Genomic DNA, 23,199 nt, shown 5'->3' with positions numbered 1-23,199 from the left:
TTTTATCCTATGAATGCTTCTATTGCCAAACGGTAACTGTCTAACCCAAATCCTTGTATCGTACCCTTACACCCTGCTGCTATCATAGAGTGTCGGCGATACTCCTCACGCGTGTTTACATTGCTAATATGCACCTCGATAACAGGGGTAGAAATAGCCCGAATGCAGTCGAGTAGTGCAATACTTGTATGCGTATAAGCTCCTGCATTGAGTATGATACCATCAAAGGCGAAGCCCACTTCTTGTAGCTTGTCGATGAGTTCGCCCTCTATATTGCTCTGATAGTAATGTAGCTCTATTTGTGGATACCGCTTCTGTAGCTGTGGAAGCAATGCTTCCATCGGCGCGTTTCCGTAAATACTTGGTTCGCGTTTGCCTAGCAAATTAAGGTTAGGACCATTGATAATAAGTATGCGCATAGTGTTGTTTATTTAAATCTTACTTGTAGGTTTAATTTCATAAAATACAGCTTTCCTTCCTGATATATATTTCCAAAGAGGTGTCTTGATGTGCTTGGAGATTCAAATTTAGTATTGTGGAACAGATAGTTTTCTAAATCGTTTCTGTCAAAAAAGTGATAACATACTATATCCCCATCTTCTTTTACTATAATATATCCCCCATTAGCATTGAAGTTTCCATACCACGGAGTGGTGCAAGTCATACCTAGTGCAAAAGCCAATAGCCATTGCTTCATTTTGTATTCATACATTGGTTGATCCGTATTTTTTGCAATTTCAAGCGGATCAGTTTGTGAAATGATTTGGGTAATCTCATCTACTTCTTTTCCTTTTTTTGTATAATATGCCAGCAGTGTTTCTGCAATAATGCGCTCCATACCCAAGTCTAGCAGCATTAAGTTATTATGTAGCGTATGATTTGCTACTTTATGGAATACAATTTTAGCTGAAGTAGTATCGAGAAACTCAAATTTCTTTTTAAAGTTATCAAGGTTATTAAAGGTTGCTACATCAGCTTCTGAAATATTTTGTATTTCATATATAAAGTTTGTACCATTCTTGTTTGCATTAATTAGGGTAGACGGTGCACCTAATTTTGATTTTATGCTATACCCTAGTTCTGGTTTAGAACCAGTATTCAGGTTATGAATAACAATTCTTATATCTGCTTTATCTTTTGATTTAGCTTTAATGTGTTGAATGTCTATTTCTTGTAAAAACTCGTATAGATACGGGAAATTAGCTGTAGCTTCCATACCTTTTATATGAGCTAATAATGTTTGCGCCTCTTCTTTAAATCTTTGCTGTGATAGCGTTGTGTTAATATGCTCTCCTTGAATAGATATTTCTTTTGAAGAAGTTTTTATGATGTATGAGTTTCTATCTTCATCATCATTTCTAAATATTTTAAGAATGGGATAACACTTGTCATCATATCTGTTTAAAGCACCATCACCACAATATAGTTTTCCTTCTCCGAGTAGCTTTAAAAACGCATATAGTTCGCTCCATTCTCCTTTATTTCCTTTTAGTTCCATAGGCGTAAGGTTTGTTTAGGTTAAGACATTCTATTATTTTTTCAGCAGTTGCTTGAATGGCAGGAACTGCTACCGAATTGCCAAATTGTTTATATGCGTTTGTGTCAGCAACACCTATAATAAAGTTGTCGGGAAATCCTTGCAATCTAGCCCACTCCCTAGGTGTCATTCTGCGAATGCCCTCCCTATTAATTTCACCTTTGATGTGAGTAGTGGGAGTGAAATCTTTTAACCTATGATCTATTACTAAGTTTCTCTCTCTACCCATACCGCCTACAACGATAGCATTTGCTATTCCTGTGTCAGAAATTATCTCATATCCAAAGCCGTGTCCTTTTGCGGCATGCCGTGCTTTATGCGCAATAAGCGTATCGAGATAGGTTGTAGATAAATAATATTTGGAAGAAACGGTAGTTGCTTCTTTAATATCAGCAAATGTCTTCGAGTTATCTGTCGGCATAGGGTAATTAAAAGCCTTAATATTCAAGTCTTTTCTAAAGCCTACAATATATACTCTTTCTCTATGCTGTGGTACTCCAAAATTGGCAGCATTGAGAACTTCAGGGTCAGGAACGTAATAATTTAAATCTTCTCGTAATACGTTCAATATAGTATTGATGGTCTTTCCTTTATCATGTATTAGTAACCCTTTCACATTTTCAAGGAAGAAGGCTTTAGGTTGTTTTCTTTTGATGATTTCAGCAACATCAAAAAACAGTGTTCCTCGAGTTTCTTCGAACCCTAATCTCTTACCTGCTAAGGAGAAAGCTTGGCATGGAAATCCTGCACATAAAATATCAAAATGGTCGGGAATATATGCTTTCGTTCGTTCTTGGGTTATATCGCCAAAAGGCACTTCACCATAATTTAAGAAGTATGTTTTTTGTGCTTGAATATCCCATTCTGAAGAAAATACGCATCGCCCTCCAAGATTTTGCATCGCCATTCTAAACCCACCTATACCTGCAAATAGATCAATAAAGGTAAAAGTAGTTTTTGGTTTTGGTAAAAATGGCACAGAAAAATAGTCGTTAAAAAGACTTGCTTCAAGCAAAGGCTCTGCTACATTTGATACCGATAAATCACAACCCTCTTCTATATTATAAATGGATCTTATATGCTTCTCTCCTTCTTCTCTATATGGTAGCACTGACTTATAAGATTTATTATGTAGGTAATGAGATATTATAGCAAGCTGTTCAGCGCATGGAAATGCTTTATTTTCCATATCAGATTTACATTTTGCTCCTTCTTTCCCCACAGCATATTTACTTTTTAAGGGAGCAGAAATATTGAAGATATTTTTATTTAGAGTTGTTTCTGACATTTAAATAGTATCTTTGTATGTACTAATAATTAGCATCTTTTGCAAAAATAGCAATTTAAATGGAGACCAACAAGAAATCATCCGACAACGTTGTACGCAAGTTTCGCCGTTATCTGAAGCTCGAAAAGGGACATTCCGAGAATACTGTCGATGCCTATATGCACGATATTGAGAAACTTTCGTCCTATCTTAAAGCCGAAAAGGTGGATGTGTTGGATGTGAAGCTTGATGATTTGGAACACTTTGCCGCCTCTATTTCTGAAATTGGTATTGGCGCCAGGTCATTGGCGCGCATTCTAAGCGGGGTGCGCCACTTCTATCGCTTTCTAGTTTTAGATGGCTATTTAGAAGCCGATCCTACCGAATTGCTCGAGTCGCCCAAGCAGCCGCAACATCTTCCCGAGGTGCTTTCCACAGCCGAAGTAGATATTATCTTACAAAGCATTGACCTCTCAAAGTGGGAGGGGCAGCGCAATAAGGCTATTATAGAAATGCTTTTCTCGTGCGGGCTGCGTGTGTCCGAACTTACCAATCTGAAACTTTCCAACCTGTATCTTGACGATCTGTATATCCGTGTGATGGGAAAAGGCTCAAAAGAACGCCTTGTCCCTATCTCGCCACGTGCTGTCGAGGAGCTGAACTATTGGTTTTTAGATCGTAACCAGATGGTGATAAAGGAGGGAGAAGAAGATTATGTATTCCTAAATCGGCGTGGCGCTCATCTTACCCGCACTATGATCCTTATTATGTTAAAGCGTTATGCTAAAGGGGCTGGTATTAAAAAGACCATTTCTCCCCACACGCTTCGCCACTCTTTTGCCACTGCTCTGCTTGAAGGGGGTGCCGATCTTCGTTCCATTCAAGCTATGTTGGGGCATGAAAGTGTGGTAACTACAGAAATTTATACCCATATTGACACTACAACCCTGCGACAAGAGATCCTCAATCATCATCCCCGTAATATCCGTTATCGGGAGGAACATGGGCTATAGTTGAAGTGAAAGATCGTTGCTCATATAGCATAATATTACCTTTTGAGTAGTAATAGCTTACCTATTATATATAAATAGGTAAACTTTTGATTTGAAAAATAATTTATTTTTGCATTAAAAACAAATTAAAAACGAACTAAAAATAAATTATTTTTCAAGTCGAAAGGTCATGTATAAACACTTAAAAGCTTATGTATTAACCATTAAAAGCTTATCTTTTGCTATTTAAAACATAGTATTTTCGTTTGGTAGTGATTTCCTAATTTTATATATTTGCATCTAGTTTATGGGCAGAACCGTTAATAATGCCCATTTCGTGGAATAATCATCTAGTGGGTTTCTATATGGAAGCGTATTACAGCATTACCTCATTTTATAATGGGTATGGCGGTATAGAAGGTATAGAGAAAGCAAAAATAGAGGATTAAAGGGAAAATTATCGTTTTTCAATAAAAAAATATCGTTTTTCTTGCACGTATAAAAAATCATGTATATCTTTGCCTTATCGAAAAACGATAAGAATATATTTTTATTCAGTATGCTATTGTGCATGACAATGAAAAAGGTAAAACGTTATGAAAAAATTTAATTTTCTTTGCACGCTCCTGCTAGGAATAATGTTTGTGTCGGTAGTGTACGAATTGTATAGTGCGGGTTATTCCTTTGGGCGAGGATGGTATCTTGCTGATGAATTGATAAAAAAAGATACTCCAACAATGGAGATGGCGATCAATAGGTGTGAGCTAGAGGGTAAGAAAACTTTTTTCCCTGATACCCTTGCCAATGTCAAAACGGGCGGAAAGGTATATACAGGACGGTCGACCGTTATGTATGAAACGCTTTACAAACCTACTTTTACACACAGTGTGTGGGATATTTTGAAGATTATCGTCGAACTAGTTTATATCTATGTATTAATACGGTTGTGCTATATTTTCATAAAACTGATTAGGCAGGTTAATCGTGGAGAAATCTTTGATATATCTACAGAGCGAAAGTTTCAGCGTCTTGGCTGGTTAATGATTGTGGGTTATGCTTTAGAATGGTTGTTGCTTTTTATTGACTACTCGCTTGCAAATATTGAGCTAATGCTCAAGGATTATGATATTGTTTTAGGCGAACACCCATCGGTCTTGCTACTCGTATCGGGTGTTGGATTGTTAATTATTGAGCAAATATTTGTGATGGCTCGTAAGATGCGTGAGGAGCAGGAACTCACAATATAATACGGAGGGGTGTAAAATGGGCGTAATCGTAAATCTCGATGTTATGCTGGCTAAGCGCAAGATGCAGAGTGGTGAGCTGGCGGAAAAGATAGGTATAACACCTGCTAATTTGTCAATTTTGAAGACAGGGAAAGCCAAAGCTATTCGCTTCTCTACATTGGAAGCTATTTGTGAAGCACTCGATTGTCAGCCCGGTGATATTTTAGCATATAATAAATAAAAATTAAAAATAATTCAATACTTGTAGTGTATTAGATTTTTTTCTATCTTTGCGCTTAATAGTTTGAAAGTCTTATTATTAAAAACATAAATAAAATGAAATTAAAACAATTGCTATTATTATCTTTCTGTTTCGTTGCAGGAATGGTTTCGGCTCAGCAGATGGGACCTATTCCTACGAATAAGAATGTAAGACAAGGTAAATTAAGCAATGGTCTTACTTATTACATTTTGCATAATGAGTGGCCAGAGCATGTTGCTAACTTCTACATTGCTCAGCGTGTAGGTGCTATTCAAGAGAATGACGACCAACGTGGTTTGGCTCACTTCTTGGAACACATGGCATTTAATGGTTCTGAGAATTTTCCAGACTCTACCTTGTTAGAGTTTACACGTAGCCTCGGCGTGGAGTTTGGCACTGATTTGAATGCTTATACTAGTATTGATCAAACGGTGTATCGTGTATGCAATGTGCCTACAAAACGCCAGTCAGCACTCGACTCTTGTTTGTTGATTATGAAAGACTGGTCAAATGGTTTGACACTTGCTGATAAAGAAATCGACAAAGAACGTGGTGTGATACATCAGGAATGGCAGTTGGGATCAAGCCCTAGTATGCGTATCTATGAGCGCGTTTTACCTAAGATGTATCCAGGGTCTAAGTATGGCTATCGCCTACCGATAGGCTTGATGAGTGTGGTAGACAACTTCCCTTACAAGGCTTTGCGCGACTATTATAAGAAATGGTACAGACCAGACAATCAATGTATCATCGTTGTGGGCGATGTAGATGTAGACCATACAGAGGCACAAATCAAAAAGCTTTGGGCGAATGTGGTTACACCAGCTAATGCTGCTAAGGTAGTAGATGAGCTTGTTCCAGATAATAAGGAGGCTATTTATATTGTAGATAAGGATAAGGAGTTGCAAAACACCTCTGTTTCTTTGGCAATGAAGCATGATGTATATCCTGATAGCGAGAAAAATGATCAAACTTATTATATCGATGGTTATGCTAAGAGTCTTATTGGTATGATGCTTAACCAGCGTTTAACAGAGCTTTTACAGAAGGCCGATTGTCCTTTCACTTCTGCTTATGGATATGATGGCAACTATATTTTGTCTAAGACTAAGGGGGCTTTCATACTTGATGCAACAGCTAAAGAAGGTAAGGGCCTAGAAGCATTGGCAAGTATTTATCGTGAGGCTTTGCGTATTCGCCAATTCGGTTTTACAGCAACAGAATTTGAAAGAGCTAAGGCTAACTACTTGTCAGAGAAAGAATCTCAATATACAAACCGTAACAAAAAGACTAATAATAGTTATGGTGATGAGCTTCGCGATCACTATTTGGCTAACGAACCAATTCCTAGCCCTGAGGACGAATACCAACTCTTGAAGCGTATTGCAGAAATGCCTGCTCTCAATGTGAACGCTATTAATATGTATGTAAAGGAATTGATTTCTGACAAGGATAGCAATCTTGTTGTATCATTGTTTGAGCAAGAGAAGGCTGGTAAGCAATATATTACAGAAGCACAGTTGGCTAATGTTATCAAAAATGTGCGTGCAGAAAAGCTAGAAGCATGGGTGGATAACGTAAAGCAGGAACCACTTTTGGACGAAACTAAGCTTCCAAAGGCTGGTAAGATTGTAAAGGAAACAGAGAATAAGGTGCTAGGATACAAGGTGCTTACATTGAGCAATGGCGCACGTGTATTGTTGAAGAAAACTGATTATAAGGATAATGAAATTCAGTTTACAGGTTATTCTAAGGGTGGTAAGAGCCTTTATGGTGCTGCCGACTTTGATAATCTAAAGCTCTTCGATATATATTTAAGCACTTGTGGTTTGGGTAATTTTACTAATCAGGAGCTTTCAAAGGCTTTGGCTGGTAAGGAAGTTAATATGAATGTTAGCTTAACTGAAATATCACAGCGTATCGGTGGTAGCTGCGTTCCTAAGGATGTGGAAACAATGATGCAGCTAGCTTATCTTCATTTTACGGATATTCGTAAGGACGAAGCTGAACTAGGTGTTATTAAGGCGCAGTTGGAAACAGCTTTGAAGAATAAGGATTTGTCTCCAGAGGCTGTATATTCAGACTCTCTTACTTATACCATTACAGGTCATAATCCTCGTTTTTCTCCGCTACAGTTAAGCACTGTTCAGAAGGCAAACATAGATCGTATTCTTCAGATTTGGAAGGAACGCTTTGCTAGTCCTGGTCAGTTCACTTATATGTTTGTAGGTAATTTTGATGAGGCTACGCTTCGTCCATTGATAGAAAAGTATCTTGCTTGCTTGCCAACTGGTAAGGCTGAAAACTTTGTTCAGTACAGTCGTCTTGTAGATGGTAAGGTTTCTAACAAGTTTACGCGTAAGTCTGAAACACCAAAAGCTATTGCTTTCGAGTTTTGGAGACAGCCAGCTTCTTATACTTTAGAAAACAGTGTGTTGGCTGATGCTGCTGGTCAGGTGTTGAGTATGGTATATTTAAAGGATATTCGTGAGGATGCTAGTGCTGCTTATTCAGTAGGTGCTGGAGGTAGTTTGTCAAAAGAAGGCAACAAGTCTTATATCCAAATTCAGGCTTATTGCCCTATGGATCCAACAAAGTCTGATCTTGCTGTTAAATTACTTCATGATGGTTTCAAGAATAATACAATGAAGATTGACACTGACAAGCTACAGAAGGTAAAGGATAATATGCTCAAGAATGCTGATATTGATGCTAAGAGCAACAATCATTGGGCTTCTGTAATTGAGGAACTTGACCGCTTTGGTGTTGACTTCCATACTGATTACAAGAAAGTTGTAAATGCTATGACTCCTGAAAAGTTGGCTAACTTCTTGAAGGGTGTATATCAATCTGGTAATCAAATAGAGGTTGTGATGACCCCTGCAAAGTAGTTTTTACTTTACTATAATATAAATGCCCACGTAAGATAAATAGTCTTACGTGGGTATTGTTGTTTTTAATTATAGCTAAATAATTTGCGATAATTTTATTATCCAGCTAATTTTCAGTAACTTTGCACCCCTATTAAGATTTAAGATAACAAATTATGGCATATTTATTTTCATCAGAATCAGTTTCAGAAGGACACCCAGATAAGGTGGCTGACCAAATAAGCGATGCATTATTAGACCAGTTTTTGGCTTACGATGAGCATTCTCACTGCGCTATTGAAACCTTTAATACCACAGGACAAGTAGTTATTATGGGCGAAGTTCGCTCGGAAGAGTACGTCGATTTACAAACAGTAGCACGCAAAACAATCAACAAGATTGGTTATACTAAGGCTGAATACCAGTTTGATGGTAATAGTTGCGGTGTGTTGTCGGCTATCCATGAGCAGAGCGATGATATTAATCGTGGTGTAGAAAATGGCGATGACGAGAACCAAGGAGCAGGCGATCAAGGTATGATGTTCGGTTACGCATGTAACGAAACCGATAATTTTATTCCTGTAACGCTAGACTTAGCGCATCTATTGATGACTACTTTAGCAGATATTCGTAAGGAGGGTAAGCAAATGACCTATCTTCGTCCCGACTCAAAGAGCCAAGTTACCGTAGAGTATAGCGATGATAATATTCCACAACGTATAGATACGATTGTTGTATCTACTCAGCACGATGACTTCATAGCGCCTACAAACGACTCTCGTGAAGCACAGTTGAAGGCTGATGAGCAGATGCTTGCACAGATACGTAAAGATGTTATTGAGATCCTTATGCCACGTGTGAAGGCACAAATCACATCGGATAAGGTGCTAGCTTTATTCAATGAGCAGATAAAATATTTAGTAAACCCAACAGGAAAGTTTGTGATTGGTGGCCCTCATGGCGATACAGGGCTTACTGGTCGTAAGATAATCGTTGATACATACGGCGGTAGAGGCGCACACGGTGGTGGTGCTTTCTCTGGAAAAGACTCATCAAAAGTGGATCGTTCAGCGGCATACGCCACTCGATACATAGCAAAGAATATGGTAGCTGCAGGTGTGAGCGATGAAATTTTGGTACAGTTGGCTTACGCAATCGGTGTTGCAGAGCCTGTTAGTGTATATGTAAACACTTATGGACGCTCAAAGGTAGAACTATCAGATGGTGAGATTGCCAACAAAATAAAAGCACTATTCGATCTCCGTCCTAAAGCTATTGAACGCACTTTGAAGCTTCGTCAGCCTATGTATCTTGAAACAGCAGCATACGGACACATGGGAAGAAAGAATGAAGTGGTAAAGAAGCACTTCGAGAGTCGTTATCATGAGTCAAAGGATATAGATGTAGAACTCTTCACGTGGGAGAAGCTTAATCGTGTAGAAGAAATCAAAAAAGCATTCGGATTGTAATCGCCTGAATGGTAAAAACAGACTCCATAGCTCGTCCATCTATGTTATTGCGATCGACAGTAGCTAAGATGTGTAAGGCTGAAACAAATGTAAAGCCGAAAGAGAAGGCATCAACCGACTCCCTCGGACTAGTAAGCTTGAAGGCAATAAAGTCCTTCAAGCTTTCTGATTTGCATTTTGAGGAAGAAGGATATTTTAAAGGAAGCAAGTATTTTAAGACTGGAAAGAATAGTGTTCGATATGGAACAGAATTGGGAGATCCTGTTCCTTATACCCTTAATACGGACAATACGCTAGCAGGAGTGTTACTAGCTTGTTTTATAATTGCAATGCTTAGTTTTTCGGCTTCTCGTAGTTTTATTGTTAATCAGTTGCAAACTTTCTTTAAAGAGTCGCGTCGCAAGCGTGCAATAGCAGAGAATGAGCCTAAAGGAAAGGTGATGCCACTACTTATGTTGCAAACTTCTTTACTACTTAGCGTTATCTTTTTTATAGCGTGGAGTCGTATCTCTGGAGATACGTATGAGGCTGGAACACAACTTATTAAAATAGGAATATACTTCGGAGAATTTATAGTTTACTTCGTCTTAAAGCGTCTTTTTTACTCGATAATTGATTGGACTTTCTTTGAAAGAGAGCAAAATCATACATGGGCAAAGGTGTGGCTCTTTCTTAGTACCATAGAAGGGGTTTTGTTATTCCCACTTGTTTTGCTTTTAGTATATTTTCATCTGTCGTTTCATATAGCACTTATTTATAGCGTAATCGTGGTATTTTCAGTCAAAATCCTGCAACTTTACAAGAGCTATGCTATCTTTTTTAGCAGAAAATCAGCCAGTTTGCAAATAATTTTGTACTTTTGCACCCTTGAAATAATACCATTAATTCTGCTATGGGGAGTATTAGAATTAACTGGGAACTATTTGAATATAAACATTTAAAAAACGATGATAAAGAAAATCTTGGTTTCACAACCTAAACCAACAAGCGATAAGTCGCCTTATTATGATATAGCTTCTGACTTAGGTGTGGAAATGGTTTTTAGACCCTTCTTTAAAGTCGAAGGACTTTCTTCTAAAGAGTTTCGTCAGCAAAAGATTAATTTGTTAGACTATACTGCTGTGGTATTTACCTCTCGTCATGCCGTTGATAACTATTTTAAGTTGGCAAAAGAGATGCGTGTTACTATTCCTGAAGATATGAAGTATTTCTGTGTTATCGAGACAATAGCACTCTATATTCAGAAATATGTACAGTATAGAAAGCGTAAAGTGTTCTTTGGTGATACGGGTAAGATTGATAGTTTGATCCCACTCATGCAAAAACATAAGAACGAAAGGTTTCTTGTTCCACAAAGCTCTGTTCACAATAACGCAATATCTTCTTTGTTAGATGCACAAAAATTGAAGCATACCGAGTGTGTAATGTATCGCACGGTAACCAATAATATGTCAGAAGAAGAGGTTAAGAGTTTTGATTATGATATGGTGGTTCTTTTCTCAACCACAGGCGTAAAAGCCTTGAAAGAGAATGTGCCAGGTTTGGAGCAAGGCGAGGTTAAGGTAGCTGCTTTTGGTCCAGCCACTTCTAAAGCCGTTGTAGATGAAGGTTATCGTCTCGATCTTGAAGCACCAACAGCCGAACATCCATCTATGACAGGTGCTTTAAAAGCTTACTTAGAAAAGAATAAATAACAACAGATAATGTCTGATTTACACACAGATGTATGTTCAAACGCTAGTCTGTCGGAACATAATCTATCAAAGTTTAAGTTCCGTAAGGCTGAACGTCTGTGTAGTAAAAAACAAATAGAACTGCTCTTTGAAGGCGGTGCCAGCAAATCGATGACGGCATTTCCTTTAAGAGCAGTTTTTCGTTTTATAGCTCGTGAGAACGTTGAGACTAGTAAGGATACCACGTTGGAAACCGAAGAACCGCTTGCTTTTAATACCCAAACACAATTGCTTATTAGCGTTCCCAAGAAGTGTTTTAAGCGTGCTGTAAGGCGAAACCGAGTGAAGCGTCAAGTGCGTGAAGCTTTTAGGAAGAACCGTACCTTGCTCAATGTTGTGCTTGCGGAGCATAAAGGCGAACAGTTGCTGCTTGCAATGATATGGCTCGACGATAGCCTTCATAGTTCAGAAACTGTAGAACAGCGTGTATGCCACTTGTTAAAACGTATTGGAGAGGTAAAGAAATGAAACTAGCAAATGATAAAAATACCAATTGGGTAAAGCGTATAGTGCATTTTGTATCGCATACTCTTTCATGGCTTTTGTGCGTACCTATTGTGTTTTATCAGCAGTTTATTTCACCTTTCACACCGCCTTCATGCCGTTTTACGCCTTCGTGTTCGGCTTATGCGAAGGAAGCTATTATGAAGCACGGGCCCATTAAAGGCTTAGCGCTAGCTATTTGGCGCATATTAAGATGTAACCCTTGGGGTGGAAGTGGATACGATCCAGTGCCATAAACCTAGCAAAAGCTACCCCTATAAGATATTAATAAATTGAGTTTCTATCGAAACTTTAAACGGATATAAGAATGAAGAACTTTGTAGAAGAACTACGTTGGCGTGGTATGTTGGCACAAATGATGCCTGGAACAGAAGAGTTTTTGATGAAAGAAATGGTTTCAGCCTACTTAGGTACTGATCCAACTGCCGACTCTTTACACATTGGACACCTTTGCGGTATTATGATGTTGCGCCATTTGCAGCGTTGCGGACATAAGCCTTATTTGCTTGTTGGTGGTGCAACAGGTATGATTGGCGACCCTTCTGGCAAGAGCCAAGAGCGCAATCTCCTCGATACAGAGACACTATATCATAACCAAGAGGCTATTAAGAAGCAGGTAAGCAAGTTCCTCGATTTTGATAGTACTGAGCCTAACAAAGCTGAAATGGTGAACAACTACGACTGGATGAAGGACTTTACCTTCCTTGATTTTGCACGTACTGTTGGTAAGCATATCACCGTAAACTATATGATGGCAAAGGATAGTGTAAAGCGTCGTTTGAATGGTGAGGCTTCAGATGGTCTTTCTTTCACCGAGTTTACCTATCAGCTCCTTCAGGGTTACGACTTCCTTTATCAGTATCAACACTATAATATTAAGCTACAGCTTGGTGGTAACGACCAATGGGGCAATATGACTACGGGGTCAGAGCTTATCCGTCGCACCCTAGGTAGTGAGGCTGAAGCTTATTGTTTGACTTGTCCTTTGATTACAAAGGCAGACGGTAAGAAGTTTGGTAAGACCGAAAGTGGTAATATTTGGCTCGATCGTAACCGCACATCTCCATACGCTTTCTATCAGTTCTGGCTCAATGTGTCGGACGATGATGCAGCTAAATATATCAAGATCTTTACCTCTTTGGATCGACCTACTATCGAAGGATTAATCGCAGAACACAGCGAAGATCCTGGTCGTCGCACACTTCAGCGCCGTTTGGCAGAGGAAGTAACCCGTATGGTTCACTCTCAGGAAGATCTTGATATGGCTATTGCTGCTTCAAATATTCTCTTTGGTAAGAGTACAAAGGAGAATTTGCTACAGCTAGACGAGCAAACATTCAATGATGTGTTTAAAGATGTACCCCATTTCGAAGTGTCAAAGGAGCTGCTAGGTCAGCCTGCTGTCGAGATAATGAACCAAGAAGGTATGACTATCTTCCCATCTAAGAGTGAAATGCGCAAGCTTGTAAAGGGTGGTGGCGTATCGCTCAATAAAGAAAAACTTGCAGCTTTCGATCAGGTAATCACTGCCGATGATCTCATTGACGGTAAGTACCTCCTTGTTCAGAAGGGAAAGAAAAACTATTTTTTGATTATTGTGAAGTAAAAGGAAGAATACAATAGTATAAGCAAAGGGGGGATAAGTTCGTATGAGCCTATCCCCTTTTGCTATTGTATCTTACTTTATAAAAACATTGTCATGTATATAGGGACAAATAATAATTGTTGTTCTTTTTGTAGGTCTTTCGTATATATAAGATATCTATTTTGGATACGATCAGAATACTTATTACAAAAGGCATCTAGGGAGGCATGAGTTTTATATCCAGACGATTTCACTTCTATGGGTGAAATCTTGAATTGATCGGCTAAAACAAAGTCGACCTCATAAAACTTTTTGCCTTCATGATAAGGAATGGTATGATAGTACAATTCTTTTCCGTTAGCTTTAAGCATTTGTGCTATGACATTTTCGTATACATATCCTAGATTAGTACTCAACTTGTCGCTAAGCAATTTGGTGTAAATACTATTTTCAGTGAAGTCTTTATCCATAAAAGCTAACGTTACGAATAACCCCGTGTCGCATACATACATCTTGTATCTTTCAATGTCCAATGTTAGTGCTAAGCCTACATTAGGATCATTTGAGTGATATGCTATATTGGTAGTCATTGAGTCAGCCATCTGTCTAATGATGTCAACAATGCGATTAGGTTTCTCTCCTTTAATCACATTACCCACTTGATAACGAGAAGTGTTATTGCTAAGTTGGGCAGGAATATACCGAAAAAGTCTAGATGCTCGCCCTGTATTGTCTATTTTGTTCAGATCTTCTAAGTACAAAGAGAGAATATCTCTTTTAACAATATCAACGGCAGCTAGATTATTTGTTTTAATATATTCAAGGATGGCTTGTGGCATACCTCCCACCAACATATACAATCGAAAATCTCTCATCATTCGTCTGTGGGTAGCATCTCCTAGTGCTATTCTTTTCTCAAACGCTTGTTGTAGCAATGGTATTGTTGCTGTATTACCCATCGCCCATTGAAATTCTTCATAGTCAAGCGGATACATCTCTATTTTAGTTTCTTCACTCGGAATAAGAATTTTCTCGCTCGATGATCGTACTGAAATAAGCGACCCTGTTTCTATATAGTCGTATCTATGATCCTTTACTAAAATTTTTATGGCTTGTCTAGCTAGTGGTTGTTTTTGTACTTCGTCAAAGATGATGACCGATTCACGTTCGTATAGTTGCGTTCCATAAATGAGTTGTAACTGTAGAAAGATGTAATTAAGGTTGGATAAATCTTTAAAGAGATCGTGTACCTCTTGTGGTGCAAAAGCAAAATCGATTAATATATAGGAACGATACTCCTTCTTAGCAAACTCTTCTGCGAGCGTCGATTTTCCTATACGGCGTGCCCCTTGAATAAGCAAAGCCGAGTCTCCTTGCCTTTGTTGTTTCCATTTTAGCATTTTGCTATATGCTTTTCTACGAAAAATGAATGAGTTTTTATCTTCCATACTTCTTACTTTTATGCCACTAAGATACGCAAAACAGCTATTCCCACCAAATTTTTTTAGCCTATTTGCCATTTTCCACCAAATTTATTTTCGCATTTTGCCGTTTTCCACCAAATGTTTGGCAAAATATAGCTTTTGTCAGTAGATACTTGCTAAGATGCAAAGGCATACTTTAAGTGGTCAGAGCTTATGTTTTAAATAGTAGTTAGTAGCCTTTTATCTGTAAAAAGGCTATCTTTTACGAGGAAAAATAATTTATTTTTGATTCGTTTTTAATTTATTTTAGCCTTAAAAATAAATTATTTTTCAAGTAAAAACATAACCTTTAAATGCGTTAAAGGTTATGTTTTACTCTTTAAAAGATTGTATATTAGCTCTTTAAAGGTTATCTATTATTATGCCATTCACAAGAGTTGAGCCGTTACATAATGCCTGTATCTGTGTCTTTATGCGTTTGTCTTTGGCGAGTTTCCTTACCTTTTCGTCCAAAATCCATATTCCACGAAAAGCTAAAGTTGATGAGATTACCAAACTCCTTGCCACTAATGCTATGATCTTTCTTCACATATTGGTTGAGCAAATGGTATTGTGAAAGCGTAGGGTTGTGCATAAATGGATTTTGGATATAGAGTGAAAACATACAATTTCCTACTTGATAGCTAGCTCCTATATATGCAGCCAAGAGATTGTCAGCCTTTCTTTCGCCCTCTATAAACGACCAACCATTGTCTACATAGGCAGAAATTGTCCATTTCCCGAGGTAAGCATCTATACCAATTTGTCCGTTAAAAGCCGTGAGATTGTGGGTATAGTCATCGCCTTTGTTTATAAAACGATATACACCTACACCAATACTCGCTTCCAACACATCAGGAATGAAGCGTAAGGTAGTATTGTTGTTTGCATAAAACATATGGATATAATGCTGGTTATCTTGTATATATAAGAATTGATTATCGGCTGTGCGTACATATTTACCCATGTTAGGACGATGATTGAGGCGGGCATTTAGTACGAGGTTGTTCATCATGCGAGGGCTGTTATACGACAAAGTAAGAAACTGTTCTATACGGTGTGATGGGCGAATATTAGGATTTCCTACGTTCCATTCCATTTTGCTTGTTCTCACTTTGGTATCGCTGATCATCGCTATTTGGGAAACGTGATCGGACATTTCAAAACTATAGCGCACCGACCATTGCTTATTGAAGTGATAATTTAGCGAAAGCTTAGGGCGGGGCAGCCAATAATTATAAGTCGACGCACCCTGCGTGTAATACACATTGGCTAACCCCATACCCAAAGAATATCCCCACTTATCCCATTGTTTTTTTATTTCAGTAAAGAAATAGGTGCGTGTATGGTGCATTTTGTTTATGGAAAGTACATCGTGCGTATATTCGTTGTTGAAATACTTGAGACTATTATTCAGCCCAACAGATAGTGTAAAGGGCTTTAGTTGGTTTTCGTATATGAGTTCAGAGAAAAGCGAATAGGTGTTACCTTTCACATTATATAGGTAGGGTTCACCCTCGTTTAGTTCGTTCCTACTATTAGTTTGTATCTTTGTTCCCACCACATTAGCAGTGATACTCTGCTGCTTGCTGAGTTTATGGAAGAAATATAGATCTAAGCTCGGCGATAAACTCTTGGTTGTAATGTTGCTAAAACCATTGATAAAACTCCCATCTTCCACGATGTCATACCGCTGATAATTGTTTGGACGATGCTGGAAATCGGCAGAAAGTGTGGCTTGAAAAACGTACGAAGCCGAGTCGGCAAGGTTGTATTTTAGCTCGATACTATTGTTAGCAAACTTCGTCCTGTCCTCCGTTGTATGGTGTTCGATAGTGTGGATAGTATTATCATTGAAAAGGAAAGAAGCTATTTCGTTCTCTTTGATATGCTTAAAGTGGCGGTAGTCGAAAGTATAGTTAAGGCTAAATTCAGAGTTTTTATAGTTTGTCTTAGCATACACAGCGTTCTTACCATTAATTGCTGTGAGCGAATTGGACAGATGAATACCCACACTTCCACCCATAGCAGTCTTTATGGTCTTAATGTCTATCACATAGCCTACATCTTCTCCATAGCGTACACCGGGATTGTCTATAAAATGGACACTCTTTACAAGTTTAGGATTCATACTTAGTAGTTCTGCTTCCGATGAGATAATACCATTGATACGTATCTGAATATAGCCCTTATGGTTGAGTGCGGTGATGGTATGTAAGGCTTCGTCGATGCGTATCTGTGGTAGATGAAGTTTGGCAAGCAAGCCATATCCATTTTTGGAAGCCTCCGTTTGTGCTATAGAAGGAATGTAAAGTGTGCCGTCTGGTTTATCAATGGTTTTAGTTGCGGCTACAGTTACTTCGTTAAGAACGACGGTTTTTGTGCTATCAGCCACCTGCTTTTTTGTTTCTTGGGCAGTGGCATGAATAGTCATTACGAGATAAGTGATTAGGAATAAAATATTTTTCATCTTTGCAATGTTTATGGTTTTGTGTAGCAAAGATAGATTGTCAGAAATGAAAGGGCAAAAAAAGAGGCTGACAATGGTCTGACATTCCATTATCAGCCTATGTATGTTAGAGCTGTTTTAGTTCGTAATACCCTTTATTATCCGATGAAATGGTACATTTTGCATGCTCTTGAAGGGTAAGACGGAGTCGGCGAACAAGTGTGTAAAGCGTGTCGCTAGCATCGGGCTTTTTATGCCACAAATGGTCGCATATAGTTTGTTTAGATAGCTTGAGGTCGGGTGTAGAAAGGAAAAGTTGCATCAATTCGGTTTGCATTGGTGTGAAACGGATTGTTTCATGGTGTATTCCTATGAAGCATTGTTTGTCTTTAGCATAGACAAGTGTGCCGATAATGGGTTGGGTGTTTTTTTGCTTTCTGTGCCAAAAGGCATAGGCTGTTGTCCACAGCATAAGGAGCAAACAGAAAAAAGCCGATGATCGTTGATCAGAAAGTTTCCAAATGGTGGCGAAAGAGCAGGTGGCATACGATTGGAAAGCTATCGGTTTGGCGGTTTGTTCTTTCCATATCATCGGTTTACTGCATAGTGTTTGTGGTGTAGCTGTTTGCGCATAAGTAATAAACGACTCGTTTTTCAGAGCCTCTATCTTTAAGTTTTGCTTATAGTTTTGGATGGTATCGGGCGTAATCCATGCCACTGTTTTGTGGGCGAGGGTCTGCTCTAACGCTTGGTTCATATCCGTAATGATGATGTTTTTAGCCACTTTGTAACTATGAACACTTGTTATGGATGCTGATAACGCTAGTAGTAGAAAGACAATGAGTGCGTGATAAGATTTCATAAGCTATTGCTTTAAATAGTTATCTGTTGGGCAAAGATACTCATTTATTGTGATTTTGTTGCGTGGTTAGCGTAGAAAAAAGCCCACATCCCTCTGATAATTGGGATATGGGTTTTAAGATTTTCTCGTTGGTTTATAGTGTAAAGAGGCTTTTGTATAACTGTTTTTCGATTGTTATTCCTTTCGTTTCTTTAGCTCATTTATCAATGGGGCTATGCTTTGCTAGTTCCATAATCTAAGGTGTGCTTCTCCTTATAGTTATTCTCGAAGGTATCGGTTTCTATGTAAATATAGAGTTTATATTTCGGGAAGCTATGTCGGATATTGTTCTCAATGTCATTGATGATGGTAGAGGCGTGGTCTTGTGCGGCAGAAGTAAACTCTATTTTCGCTGTAACGAGAATGTCGGTGGGTGAGAGGTGGATTGTTTTAACATTGATAAGCTTGTTGATCTCGCTACGTTCAAAGGCGCAATGCAAGACAGTAAGATCCTTTTGGGTCATACTTTCGCCTATCAATAAGCTATAAAATTCGCGTGCAAGGAAGAGTGCAGCCATACAAAGCATGAGTCCGATGAGCAAACCTGATGCAGCATCAAACATGGCATTGCCTGTTATATGGGTAAGGATGGTACCTGCCATTGCAATGATTAAGCCCACCACAGCACAGGTATCTTCGGCAAATATAATGAGGATTTCGCTATGTCGGCTCTCTTTTAAGAACTTGAATAGTGGTAATTTTTCGGTGTTCAGCTCTTTAATTTCTTTGAAAGCAATGCGCAGGCTAAAACTTTCTACTACCATTCCGAAGAGTAAAATACTCATCACGAGCCATATATTTTCGACACTGTGTTCGGGATGAAATAGCTTTTGGGTAGCTTCCATAACGCCGAGCGCACCACCAGCAAAAAATAACATCATAGCAACAACAATGCTATAAAAATATTTGGCGCGTGCTTGTCCAAAGGGATGGTTTTTACTGACTCCCTTTTTAGCTTGTTTGTCGCCCACTAATAACAATATCTGGTTACCGCAGTCTACAATACTGTGAATGGTTTCATTCATCATAGCTGTTGAGCCTGAGACAAGATAGCCCACAAATTTGGATATGGTTACAAGAATATTAGCTCCTAGTGCTGCAATGACACTTATCATACCATGCGATTTCTTATTCTCCATTTTTCTTGTTTTTGTTTGTCTTTACTTAATAAAAAAAGCGCGATGTGTTTAACATCGCGCTTTTTTAAGTTGTCCCAGGCGGATTCGAACCACCACTGACAGAACCAAAAACTGTAGTGCTACCATTACACCATAGGACAATTGCGGGTGCAAAGATACTATATTTTTAGTATTTCACAAAATATTTTGTTAATAAATTGGTGTGAATATACGAAAAAAGCCCTGTCAAGCGTACTTAAATGGGAAAGAAACGAGAAATGGCAGGACTTTTATAATGGTGTAAGGTCTCACCTTGGGCTAGATGAGACCTTATAAAATGTTATCCTTACAACAAGTTTTTTACCTTGCTTTCTACATCAGCGATGTCGTGAGTTGGCTCAAAACGCTCAACTACGTTACCCTCGCGATCTACTAAAAACTTAGTGAAGTTCCACTTAATGTCGCTCTTCTTGCGCCATTCTGGATCCTGCTTGTCATAGATTTCAACCAAAATAGGAGCAATCTTATGATCCATATCGAAATCAACAAAACCTTTCTGAGCTTTCAAGAAAGTGTAAAGAGGTAATTCGTTTTCACCATTAACCTCAGACTTCTTGAATTGTGGGAAGTCTGTACCGAACTTCAAAGAGCAGAACTCTTTAATCTCTTCGTCAGTACCTGGGGCTTGACCACCGAACTGATTACAAGGAATATCTAGGATTTCAAGACCCTGACCCTTTAGGCGTTTGTACATTGCTTCTAGTTCTTCGTATTGTGGAGTGAAGCCACATTCTGTTGCTGTATTGATGATGAGAAGAACCTTGCCTTTATATTCAGAAAGACTTACTTCGTTGTTCTTTTTGTCGCGAAGATTGAAATCGTAAACTGTTGCCATATTTCTTTTATTTATAATGTTATAAAATGATCGTTTTTGCTTTATGCAAAGATACGTAATAGTTCTATTATCGCAAACGATTTATGTATGAGTTTAACTATCTTTGTACACTCTTCTTTGAATTAAGAGTTATTTTAAAGAGTATTAACTTAATGTCGGCAGCGATGCTATTCTTTATAAACTATTCTAAGGGTGGTTATTATTGAAATAGGAAAATGTAAGATAGCTTAGGAAGATTTATCGTTAAATTATACTGGAAACAAAAAAGGCAACCCAATGAGGTTGCCTTGATTTTTATCCGAATTCTTAACAAATTACTTGTTAATAGCCTCTGTTAGTTCAGCACCAGCCTTAAACTTAGCAACCTTCTTAGCAGCGATTTGGATCTTTTCCTTTGTAGAAGGATTAATGCCTTCGCGTGCAGGGCGCTCGTTTACTGCAAATGTACCAAAGCCAACTAGTTGAATTTTATCACCCTTTGCTAGAGCTTCTTTAATAGCCTTGATAGTTGCATCTAGTGCTTTCTTTGAATCTGCCTTGCTCAAATCGCTACTTGCTGCGATTTGGTCGATTAATTCTGATTTGTTCATAATTCTTTCAGTTATAATTTATGATTAATGTATGATATAAGAATTGCTTGTTGCTGCAAATATAAGGTAATCATTTTAAAAAGCAAATAAATTCTAAAGAAAAGTGTAGAAAATTCTGAAAATTAGGGCATATTCCCTATATATAGTACTTTAAGACGTGTTTTTTTTGTATTTTTGTGGCGTATAAAAATGATATACTCTGATTTAGAAAAACTTATAGATAGAATTTTAAAAAGATACTGATGCGTAATATTCCTACAGTAACCAAGAATTTGCTTTTTATTAATATCATAGCTTTTATTGCCACTTATGTCTTTGAAAGAGCGGGTATTGATCTGACAAAAACCTTTGGTTTACATTTTATTCTTGCGTCTGACTTCCATATATGGCAGTTTGTTACTTATATGTTTATGCATGCGGGCTTTATGCATATTCTTATGAATATGTTTATGCTTTGGATGTTTGGTATGGTAGTAGAACGTGTGTGGGGAGCAAAGAAATTCCTTTTTTATTACATTGTGTGTGGAATAGGAGCAGGTTTTTGCCAAGAGTTAGCACAGTTTGTTAGCTATAGTATAGAGGGATTAGCCGCATATAATACGGGTTCAATGTATGGACAGGCAGTACCGATGGATGCTTATCTTAACTTATGGACTACAGTAGGTGCTTCGGGAGCTATTTATGCAGTACTCTTAGCTTTCGGAATGTTATTTCCAGAGGAACGCATGTTTATTATTCCTATTCCTGTTCCTATTAAAGCCAAATGGATTATAGTAGGATCGGTGGCTATGGAGTTGTTCTCTGCCTTTGGAACAAGTAACGATGGTGTGGCGCATTTGGCGCATTTAGGTGGTATGCTCTTTGGCTTTATCCTTATAAAATATTGGAAGAAACACCCTTATGGAGGATATAATAACTTTGGAATGAATAGCGGTAGCGACTTCTTTGATAAAATGAAGCACAATTGGGAGCAACGAAAAGGGAGAACATCTCAGCACAATAATACAGGATTTACCAATAATTGGAACTTTAATCAGCCACAAGATGCTCAACCTAAGGAAACCGATTGGGATTACAACGCTCGTAAAAAGCAAGAACAAGAAGAGATAGATCGTATTCTTGATAAGGTGCGAAAGAATGGCTATGATAGTTTAACACCAGCCGAAAAGCAACGACTTTTTGATAGTAGTAAGCACTAATCGCAAAAATAAACGAAGAAAGAGGGGCATCGTTGTGCTAAAAACATTAAGGAAACTAACATTTAGAACGTTGGTTGTTTTAAATGTTGTAGCAGTCATAGCGTTACTAATTGTGGGGTATAGTGGGCGGATCAACCCTGTTGATCATCCCATTATCGCAACCTTAGGCTTAGGTTTTCCCTTTGTTTTAATCGCTAATATCGCCTTTATAGTGTTGTGGGTATTCATACGAAAACGTATGCTTTGGTTGCCCATCTTAGGTCTTATCATTAGCTACGGACCTATCAGAAACTATTGTCCTTTCAACCTTTCAAAGGAGAAACCACATGGTGCGATTAAGATTTTGTCGTATAATGTGTATCTATTTGATACGTGGGACGATGTTGAAGGTAAGCTAAATCCAATTGCCGATTATATTATCCGAAGTAAAGCCGATATTGTGTGCTTGCAGGAAGCTAAGATAGAAACGGCGAAAAAGCCAAATATAATGCATACTTTACGCAAACATTACAAGTATATTGATCGTATGGTGAAGCGTAATTCTGGTGATGATAACATGGTTTTGCTTAGTAAATTCCCTATTTTGTCGCGTGATTCCATCCCATATTCGTCCCATTCAAACATGAGTGTAGCCTATATGCTAGATGTAAATGGCACAAAAACCTTACTTGTTAACAACCATTTTGAAAGTTACGGACTAACTGAAGAGGAGAAAACTAGTTTTACGGAGATGGTTGATGGTAAGGTTGCAGTGAAAAAAGCAAAAGGGAAATCGGTATCATTGATTGATAAATTAGGTAAAACTATGATGCGGCGTGCCCCACAGGTAGATGCTGTTGCTGCATACGTGAAGAAGTATTTAGACAAAGGAACTCCAGTGATCTTGTGTGGCGACTTCAATGATACCCCCATTAGTTATAGTCATGATGTTATAAATGGTTTGCTAACTGATAGTTATGCTTCGAGTGGGAATGGACTTGGGTTTAGTTATAACAAAAGTAAAATGTATTTTCGTATCGACCATATTTTTGCTTCTAGCGAGTTTGAACCATACGGAGCAAAGGTGGATAAATCAATAAATAATTCCGATCATTATCCCATTTCTTGTTGGCTGAAATATCGTCCAAAACCTTAATAGA

At 38.2% G+C, this 23,199-nt stretch carries 22 protein-coding genes and 1 tRNA gene; 13 read left to right on the top strand and 10 right to left on the bottom strand.

Annotated elements, in window-relative coordinates:
• Window positions 1-2 precede the first annotated feature (2 nt).
• The 3 genes from aroQ to PREBIDRAFT_RS05375 are packed head-to-tail and all read right to left on the bottom strand — an operon-like array spanning window position 3 to window position 2,825.
• Entirely contained in the window at window positions 3-419 is a 417-nt protein-coding gene (aroQ, locus tag PREBIDRAFT_RS05385; RefSeq protein WP_004338232.1) for a type II 3-dehydroquinate dehydratase, read from the bottom strand.
• Between the two features lie 8 nt (window positions 420-427).
• Window positions 428-1,498, bottom strand: a complete 1,071-nt coding sequence (locus PREBIDRAFT_RS05380; protein ID WP_004338231.1) for an HpaII family restriction endonuclease — start codon at window positions 1,496-1,498, stop codon at window positions 428-430.
• Window positions 1,479-2,825, bottom strand: coding sequence for a DNA cytosine methyltransferase (locus tag PREBIDRAFT_RS05375; RefSeq protein ID WP_004338229.1), 1,347 nt, complete (start codon window positions 2,823-2,825; stop codon window positions 1,479-1,481). The genes PREBIDRAFT_RS05380 and PREBIDRAFT_RS05375 overlap by 20 nt, the downstream gene beginning before the upstream one ends.
• 59 nt (window positions 2,826-2,884) lie before the next feature.
• Here PREBIDRAFT_RS05375 and xerD point away from each other — a divergent pair, with 59 nt between their 5' ends.
• The 11 genes from xerD (at window position 2,885) to tyrS (ending at window position 13,466) form a co-directional block, all read left to right on the top strand.
• Entirely contained in the window at window positions 2,885-3,817 is a 933-nt protein-coding gene (xerD, locus tag PREBIDRAFT_RS05370) for a site-specific tyrosine recombinase XerD (protein WP_004338227.1), read from the top strand.
• Between the two features lie 305 nt (window positions 3,818-4,122).
• Window positions 4,123-4,245 (top strand): hypothetical protein, encoded by a 123-nt coding sequence (locus tag PREBIDRAFT_RS11805; RefSeq protein WP_262498667.1) that lies wholly within the window; start codon window positions 4,123-4,125, stop codon window positions 4,243-4,245.
• 147 nt (window positions 4,246-4,392) lie between these two features.
• Window positions 4,393-5,043, top strand: a complete 651-nt coding sequence (locus PREBIDRAFT_RS05365; protein ID WP_004339424.1) for a DUF2975 domain-containing protein — start codon at window positions 4,393-4,395, stop codon at window positions 5,041-5,043.
• A 16-nt stretch (window positions 5,044-5,059) separates the two neighbouring features.
• The gene (locus tag PREBIDRAFT_RS05360; protein WP_004338223.1) at window positions 5,060-5,263 is read left to right on the top strand and encodes a helix-turn-helix domain-containing protein; all 204 of its coding nucleotides are present in this window, start codon (window positions 5,060-5,062) and stop codon (window positions 5,261-5,263) included.
• Window positions 5,264-5,358: 95 nt separating this feature from the next.
• Window positions 5,359-8,175 carry a M16 family metallopeptidase gene (locus tag PREBIDRAFT_RS05355; protein WP_004338221.1) on the top strand — a complete coding sequence of 939 codons (2,817 nt, stop codon included), beginning with the start codon at window positions 5,359-5,361 and terminating at the stop codon, window positions 8,173-8,175.
• A gap of 155 nt (window positions 8,176-8,330) precedes the next feature.
• On the top strand, window positions 8,331-9,623 hold the full coding sequence (metK, locus tag PREBIDRAFT_RS05350) for a methionine adenosyltransferase (RefSeq protein ID WP_004338219.1): 1,293 nt from the start codon (window positions 8,331-8,333) through the stop codon (window positions 9,621-9,623).
• An 8-nt stretch (window positions 9,624-9,631) separates the two neighbouring features.
• Window positions 9,632-10,564 (top strand): DUF4271 domain-containing protein, encoded by a 933-nt coding sequence (locus PREBIDRAFT_RS05345; RefSeq protein ID WP_004339422.1) that lies wholly within the window; start codon window positions 9,632-9,634, stop codon window positions 10,562-10,564.
• A 6-nt stretch (window positions 10,565-10,570) separates the two neighbouring features.
• Entirely contained in the window at window positions 10,571-11,317 is a 747-nt protein-coding gene (locus PREBIDRAFT_RS05340; protein ID WP_004338214.1) for a uroporphyrinogen-III synthase, read from the top strand.
• A 9-nt stretch (window positions 11,318-11,326) separates the two neighbouring features.
• Window positions 11,327-11,824, top strand: a complete 498-nt coding sequence (gene rnpA, locus PREBIDRAFT_RS05335) for a ribonuclease P protein component (protein ID WP_004338212.1) — start codon at window positions 11,327-11,329, stop codon at window positions 11,822-11,824.
• On the top strand, window positions 11,821-12,096 hold the full coding sequence (yidD, locus tag PREBIDRAFT_RS05330) for a membrane protein insertion efficiency factor YidD (protein WP_004338210.1): 276 nt from the start codon (window positions 11,821-11,823) through the stop codon (window positions 12,094-12,096). Before rnpA ends, yidD begins: the two co-directional genes overlap by 4 nt.
• A gap of 71 nt (window positions 12,097-12,167) precedes the next feature.
• Window positions 12,168-13,466 (top strand): tyrosine--tRNA ligase, encoded by a 1,299-nt coding sequence (tyrS, locus tag PREBIDRAFT_RS05325; RefSeq protein WP_004338209.1) that lies wholly within the window; start codon window positions 12,168-12,170, stop codon window positions 13,464-13,466.
• Window positions 13,467-13,543: 77 nt separating this feature from the next.
• On the opposite strand, the gene PREBIDRAFT_RS05320 is transcribed toward tyrS, so the two are convergent.
• The 7 genes from PREBIDRAFT_RS05320 to PREBIDRAFT_RS05290 form a co-directional block, all read right to left on the bottom strand.
• Window positions 13,544-14,893 (bottom strand): ATP-binding protein, encoded by a 1,350-nt coding sequence (locus tag PREBIDRAFT_RS05320; RefSeq protein ID WP_004338207.1) that lies wholly within the window; start codon window positions 14,891-14,893, stop codon window positions 13,544-13,546.
• A gap of 421 nt (window positions 14,894-15,314) precedes the next feature.
• Window positions 15,315-17,378: a porin family protein gene (locus tag PREBIDRAFT_RS05315; protein ID WP_004338205.1), complete on the bottom strand. Its 2,064-nt coding sequence runs from the start codon at window positions 17,376-17,378 to the stop codon at window positions 15,315-15,317.
• Between the two features lie 106 nt (window positions 17,379-17,484).
• Window positions 17,485-18,219, bottom strand: a complete 735-nt coding sequence (locus PREBIDRAFT_RS05310; RefSeq protein ID WP_004338204.1) for a winged helix-turn-helix domain-containing protein — start codon at window positions 18,217-18,219, stop codon at window positions 17,485-17,487.
• Between the two features lie 212 nt (window positions 18,220-18,431).
• Window positions 18,432-19,397 carry a cation diffusion facilitator family transporter gene (locus tag PREBIDRAFT_RS05305; RefSeq protein WP_004338202.1) on the bottom strand — a complete coding sequence of 322 codons (966 nt, stop codon included), beginning with the start codon at window positions 19,395-19,397 and terminating at the stop codon, window positions 18,432-18,434.
• 69 nt (window positions 19,398-19,466) lie between these two features.
• Window positions 19,467-19,537 (bottom strand) — tRNA-Gln (locus tag PREBIDRAFT_RS05300).
• A gap of 185 nt (window positions 19,538-19,722) precedes the next feature.
• On the bottom strand, window positions 19,723-20,271 hold the full coding sequence (locus PREBIDRAFT_RS05295) for a glutathione peroxidase (protein ID WP_004338200.1): 549 nt from the start codon (window positions 20,269-20,271) through the stop codon (window positions 19,723-19,725).
• 314 nt (window positions 20,272-20,585) lie between these two features.
• The gene (locus PREBIDRAFT_RS05290) at window positions 20,586-20,861 is read right to left on the bottom strand and encodes an HU family DNA-binding protein (RefSeq protein ID WP_004338199.1); all 276 of its coding nucleotides are present in this window, start codon (window positions 20,859-20,861) and stop codon (window positions 20,586-20,588) included.
• Window positions 20,862-21,103: 242 nt separating this feature from the next.
• Between PREBIDRAFT_RS05290 and PREBIDRAFT_RS05285 the strand changes: the two genes are divergently transcribed.
• Complete coding sequence (locus PREBIDRAFT_RS05285) at window positions 21,104-22,060, top strand: rhomboid family intramembrane serine protease (protein ID WP_004338196.1); 957 nt, start codon at window positions 21,104-21,106, stop codon at window positions 22,058-22,060.
• Window positions 22,041-23,195, top strand: a complete 1,155-nt coding sequence (locus PREBIDRAFT_RS05280; RefSeq protein WP_004338194.1) for an endonuclease/exonuclease/phosphatase family protein — start codon at window positions 22,041-22,043, stop codon at window positions 23,193-23,195. The genes PREBIDRAFT_RS05285 and PREBIDRAFT_RS05280 overlap by 20 nt, the downstream gene beginning before the upstream one ends.
• The last annotated feature ends 4 nt before the right edge of the window (window positions 23,196-23,199 follow it).

This window comes from Prevotella bivia DSM 20514, from assembly GCF_000262545.1.
In the GTDB taxonomy this organism is placed as follows: domain Bacteria; phylum Bacteroidota; class Bacteroidia; order Bacteroidales; family Bacteroidaceae; genus Prevotella; species Prevotella bivia.
The sequence above is the reverse complement of the archived record's forward strand: the minus strand, read 5'-3'. Positions and strand labels throughout refer to the sequence as shown.

Coding starts and splice junctions, on each gene's coding strand:
- aroQ (WP_004338232.1), bottom strand. CDS start 419: ATGCGCATACTTATTATCAATGGTCCTAACCTTAATTTGCTAGGCAAA.
- PREBIDRAFT_RS05380 (WP_004338231.1), bottom strand. CDS start 1,498: ATGGAACTAAAAGGAAATAAAGGAGAATGGAGCGAACTATATGCGTTT.
- PREBIDRAFT_RS05375 (WP_004338229.1), bottom strand. CDS start 2,825: ATGTCAGAAACAACTCTAAATAAAAATATCTTCAATATTTCTGCTCCC.
- xerD (WP_004338227.1), top strand. CDS start 2,885: ATGGAGACCAACAAGAAATCATCCGACAACGTTGTACGCAAGTTTCGC.
- PREBIDRAFT_RS11805 (WP_262498667.1), top strand. CDS start 4,123: ATGCCCATTTCGTGGAATAATCATCTAGTGGGTTTCTATATGGAAGCG.
- PREBIDRAFT_RS05365 (WP_004339424.1), top strand. CDS start 4,393: ATGAAAAAATTTAATTTTCTTTGCACGCTCCTGCTAGGAATAATGTTT.
- PREBIDRAFT_RS05360 (WP_004338223.1), top strand. CDS start 5,060: ATGGGCGTAATCGTAAATCTCGATGTTATGCTGGCTAAGCGCAAGATG.
- PREBIDRAFT_RS05355 (WP_004338221.1), top strand. CDS start 5,359: ATGAAATTAAAACAATTGCTATTATTATCTTTCTGTTTCGTTGCAGGA.
- metK (WP_004338219.1), top strand. CDS start 8,331: ATGGCATATTTATTTTCATCAGAATCAGTTTCAGAAGGACACCCAGAT.
- PREBIDRAFT_RS05345 (WP_004339422.1), top strand. CDS start 9,632: ATGGTAAAAACAGACTCCATAGCTCGTCCATCTATGTTATTGCGATCG.
- PREBIDRAFT_RS05340 (WP_004338214.1), top strand. CDS start 10,571: ATGATAAAGAAAATCTTGGTTTCACAACCTAAACCAACAAGCGATAAG.
- rnpA (WP_004338212.1), top strand. CDS start 11,327: ATGTCTGATTTACACACAGATGTATGTTCAAACGCTAGTCTGTCGGAA.
- yidD (WP_004338210.1), top strand. CDS start 11,821: ATGAAACTAGCAAATGATAAAAATACCAATTGGGTAAAGCGTATAGTG.
- tyrS (WP_004338209.1), top strand. CDS start 12,168: ATGAAGAACTTTGTAGAAGAACTACGTTGGCGTGGTATGTTGGCACAA.
- PREBIDRAFT_RS05320 (WP_004338207.1), bottom strand. CDS start 14,893: ATGGAAGATAAAAACTCATTCATTTTTCGTAGAAAAGCATATAGCAAA.
- PREBIDRAFT_RS05315 (WP_004338205.1), bottom strand. CDS start 17,378: ATGAAAAATATTTTATTCCTAATCACTTATCTCGTAATGACTATTCAT.
- PREBIDRAFT_RS05310 (WP_004338204.1), bottom strand. CDS start 18,219: ATGAAATCTTATCACGCACTCATTGTCTTTCTACTACTAGCGTTATCA.
- PREBIDRAFT_RS05305 (WP_004338202.1), bottom strand. CDS start 19,397: ATGGAGAATAAGAAATCGCATGGTATGATAAGTGTCATTGCAGCACTA.
- PREBIDRAFT_RS05295 (WP_004338200.1), bottom strand. CDS start 20,271: ATGGCAACAGTTTACGATTTCAATCTTCGCGACAAAAAGAACAACGAA.
- PREBIDRAFT_RS05290 (WP_004338199.1), bottom strand. CDS start 20,861: ATGAACAAATCAGAATTAATCGACCAAATCGCAGCAAGTAGCGATTTG.
- PREBIDRAFT_RS05285 (WP_004338196.1), top strand. CDS start 21,104: ATGCGTAATATTCCTACAGTAACCAAGAATTTGCTTTTTATTAATATC.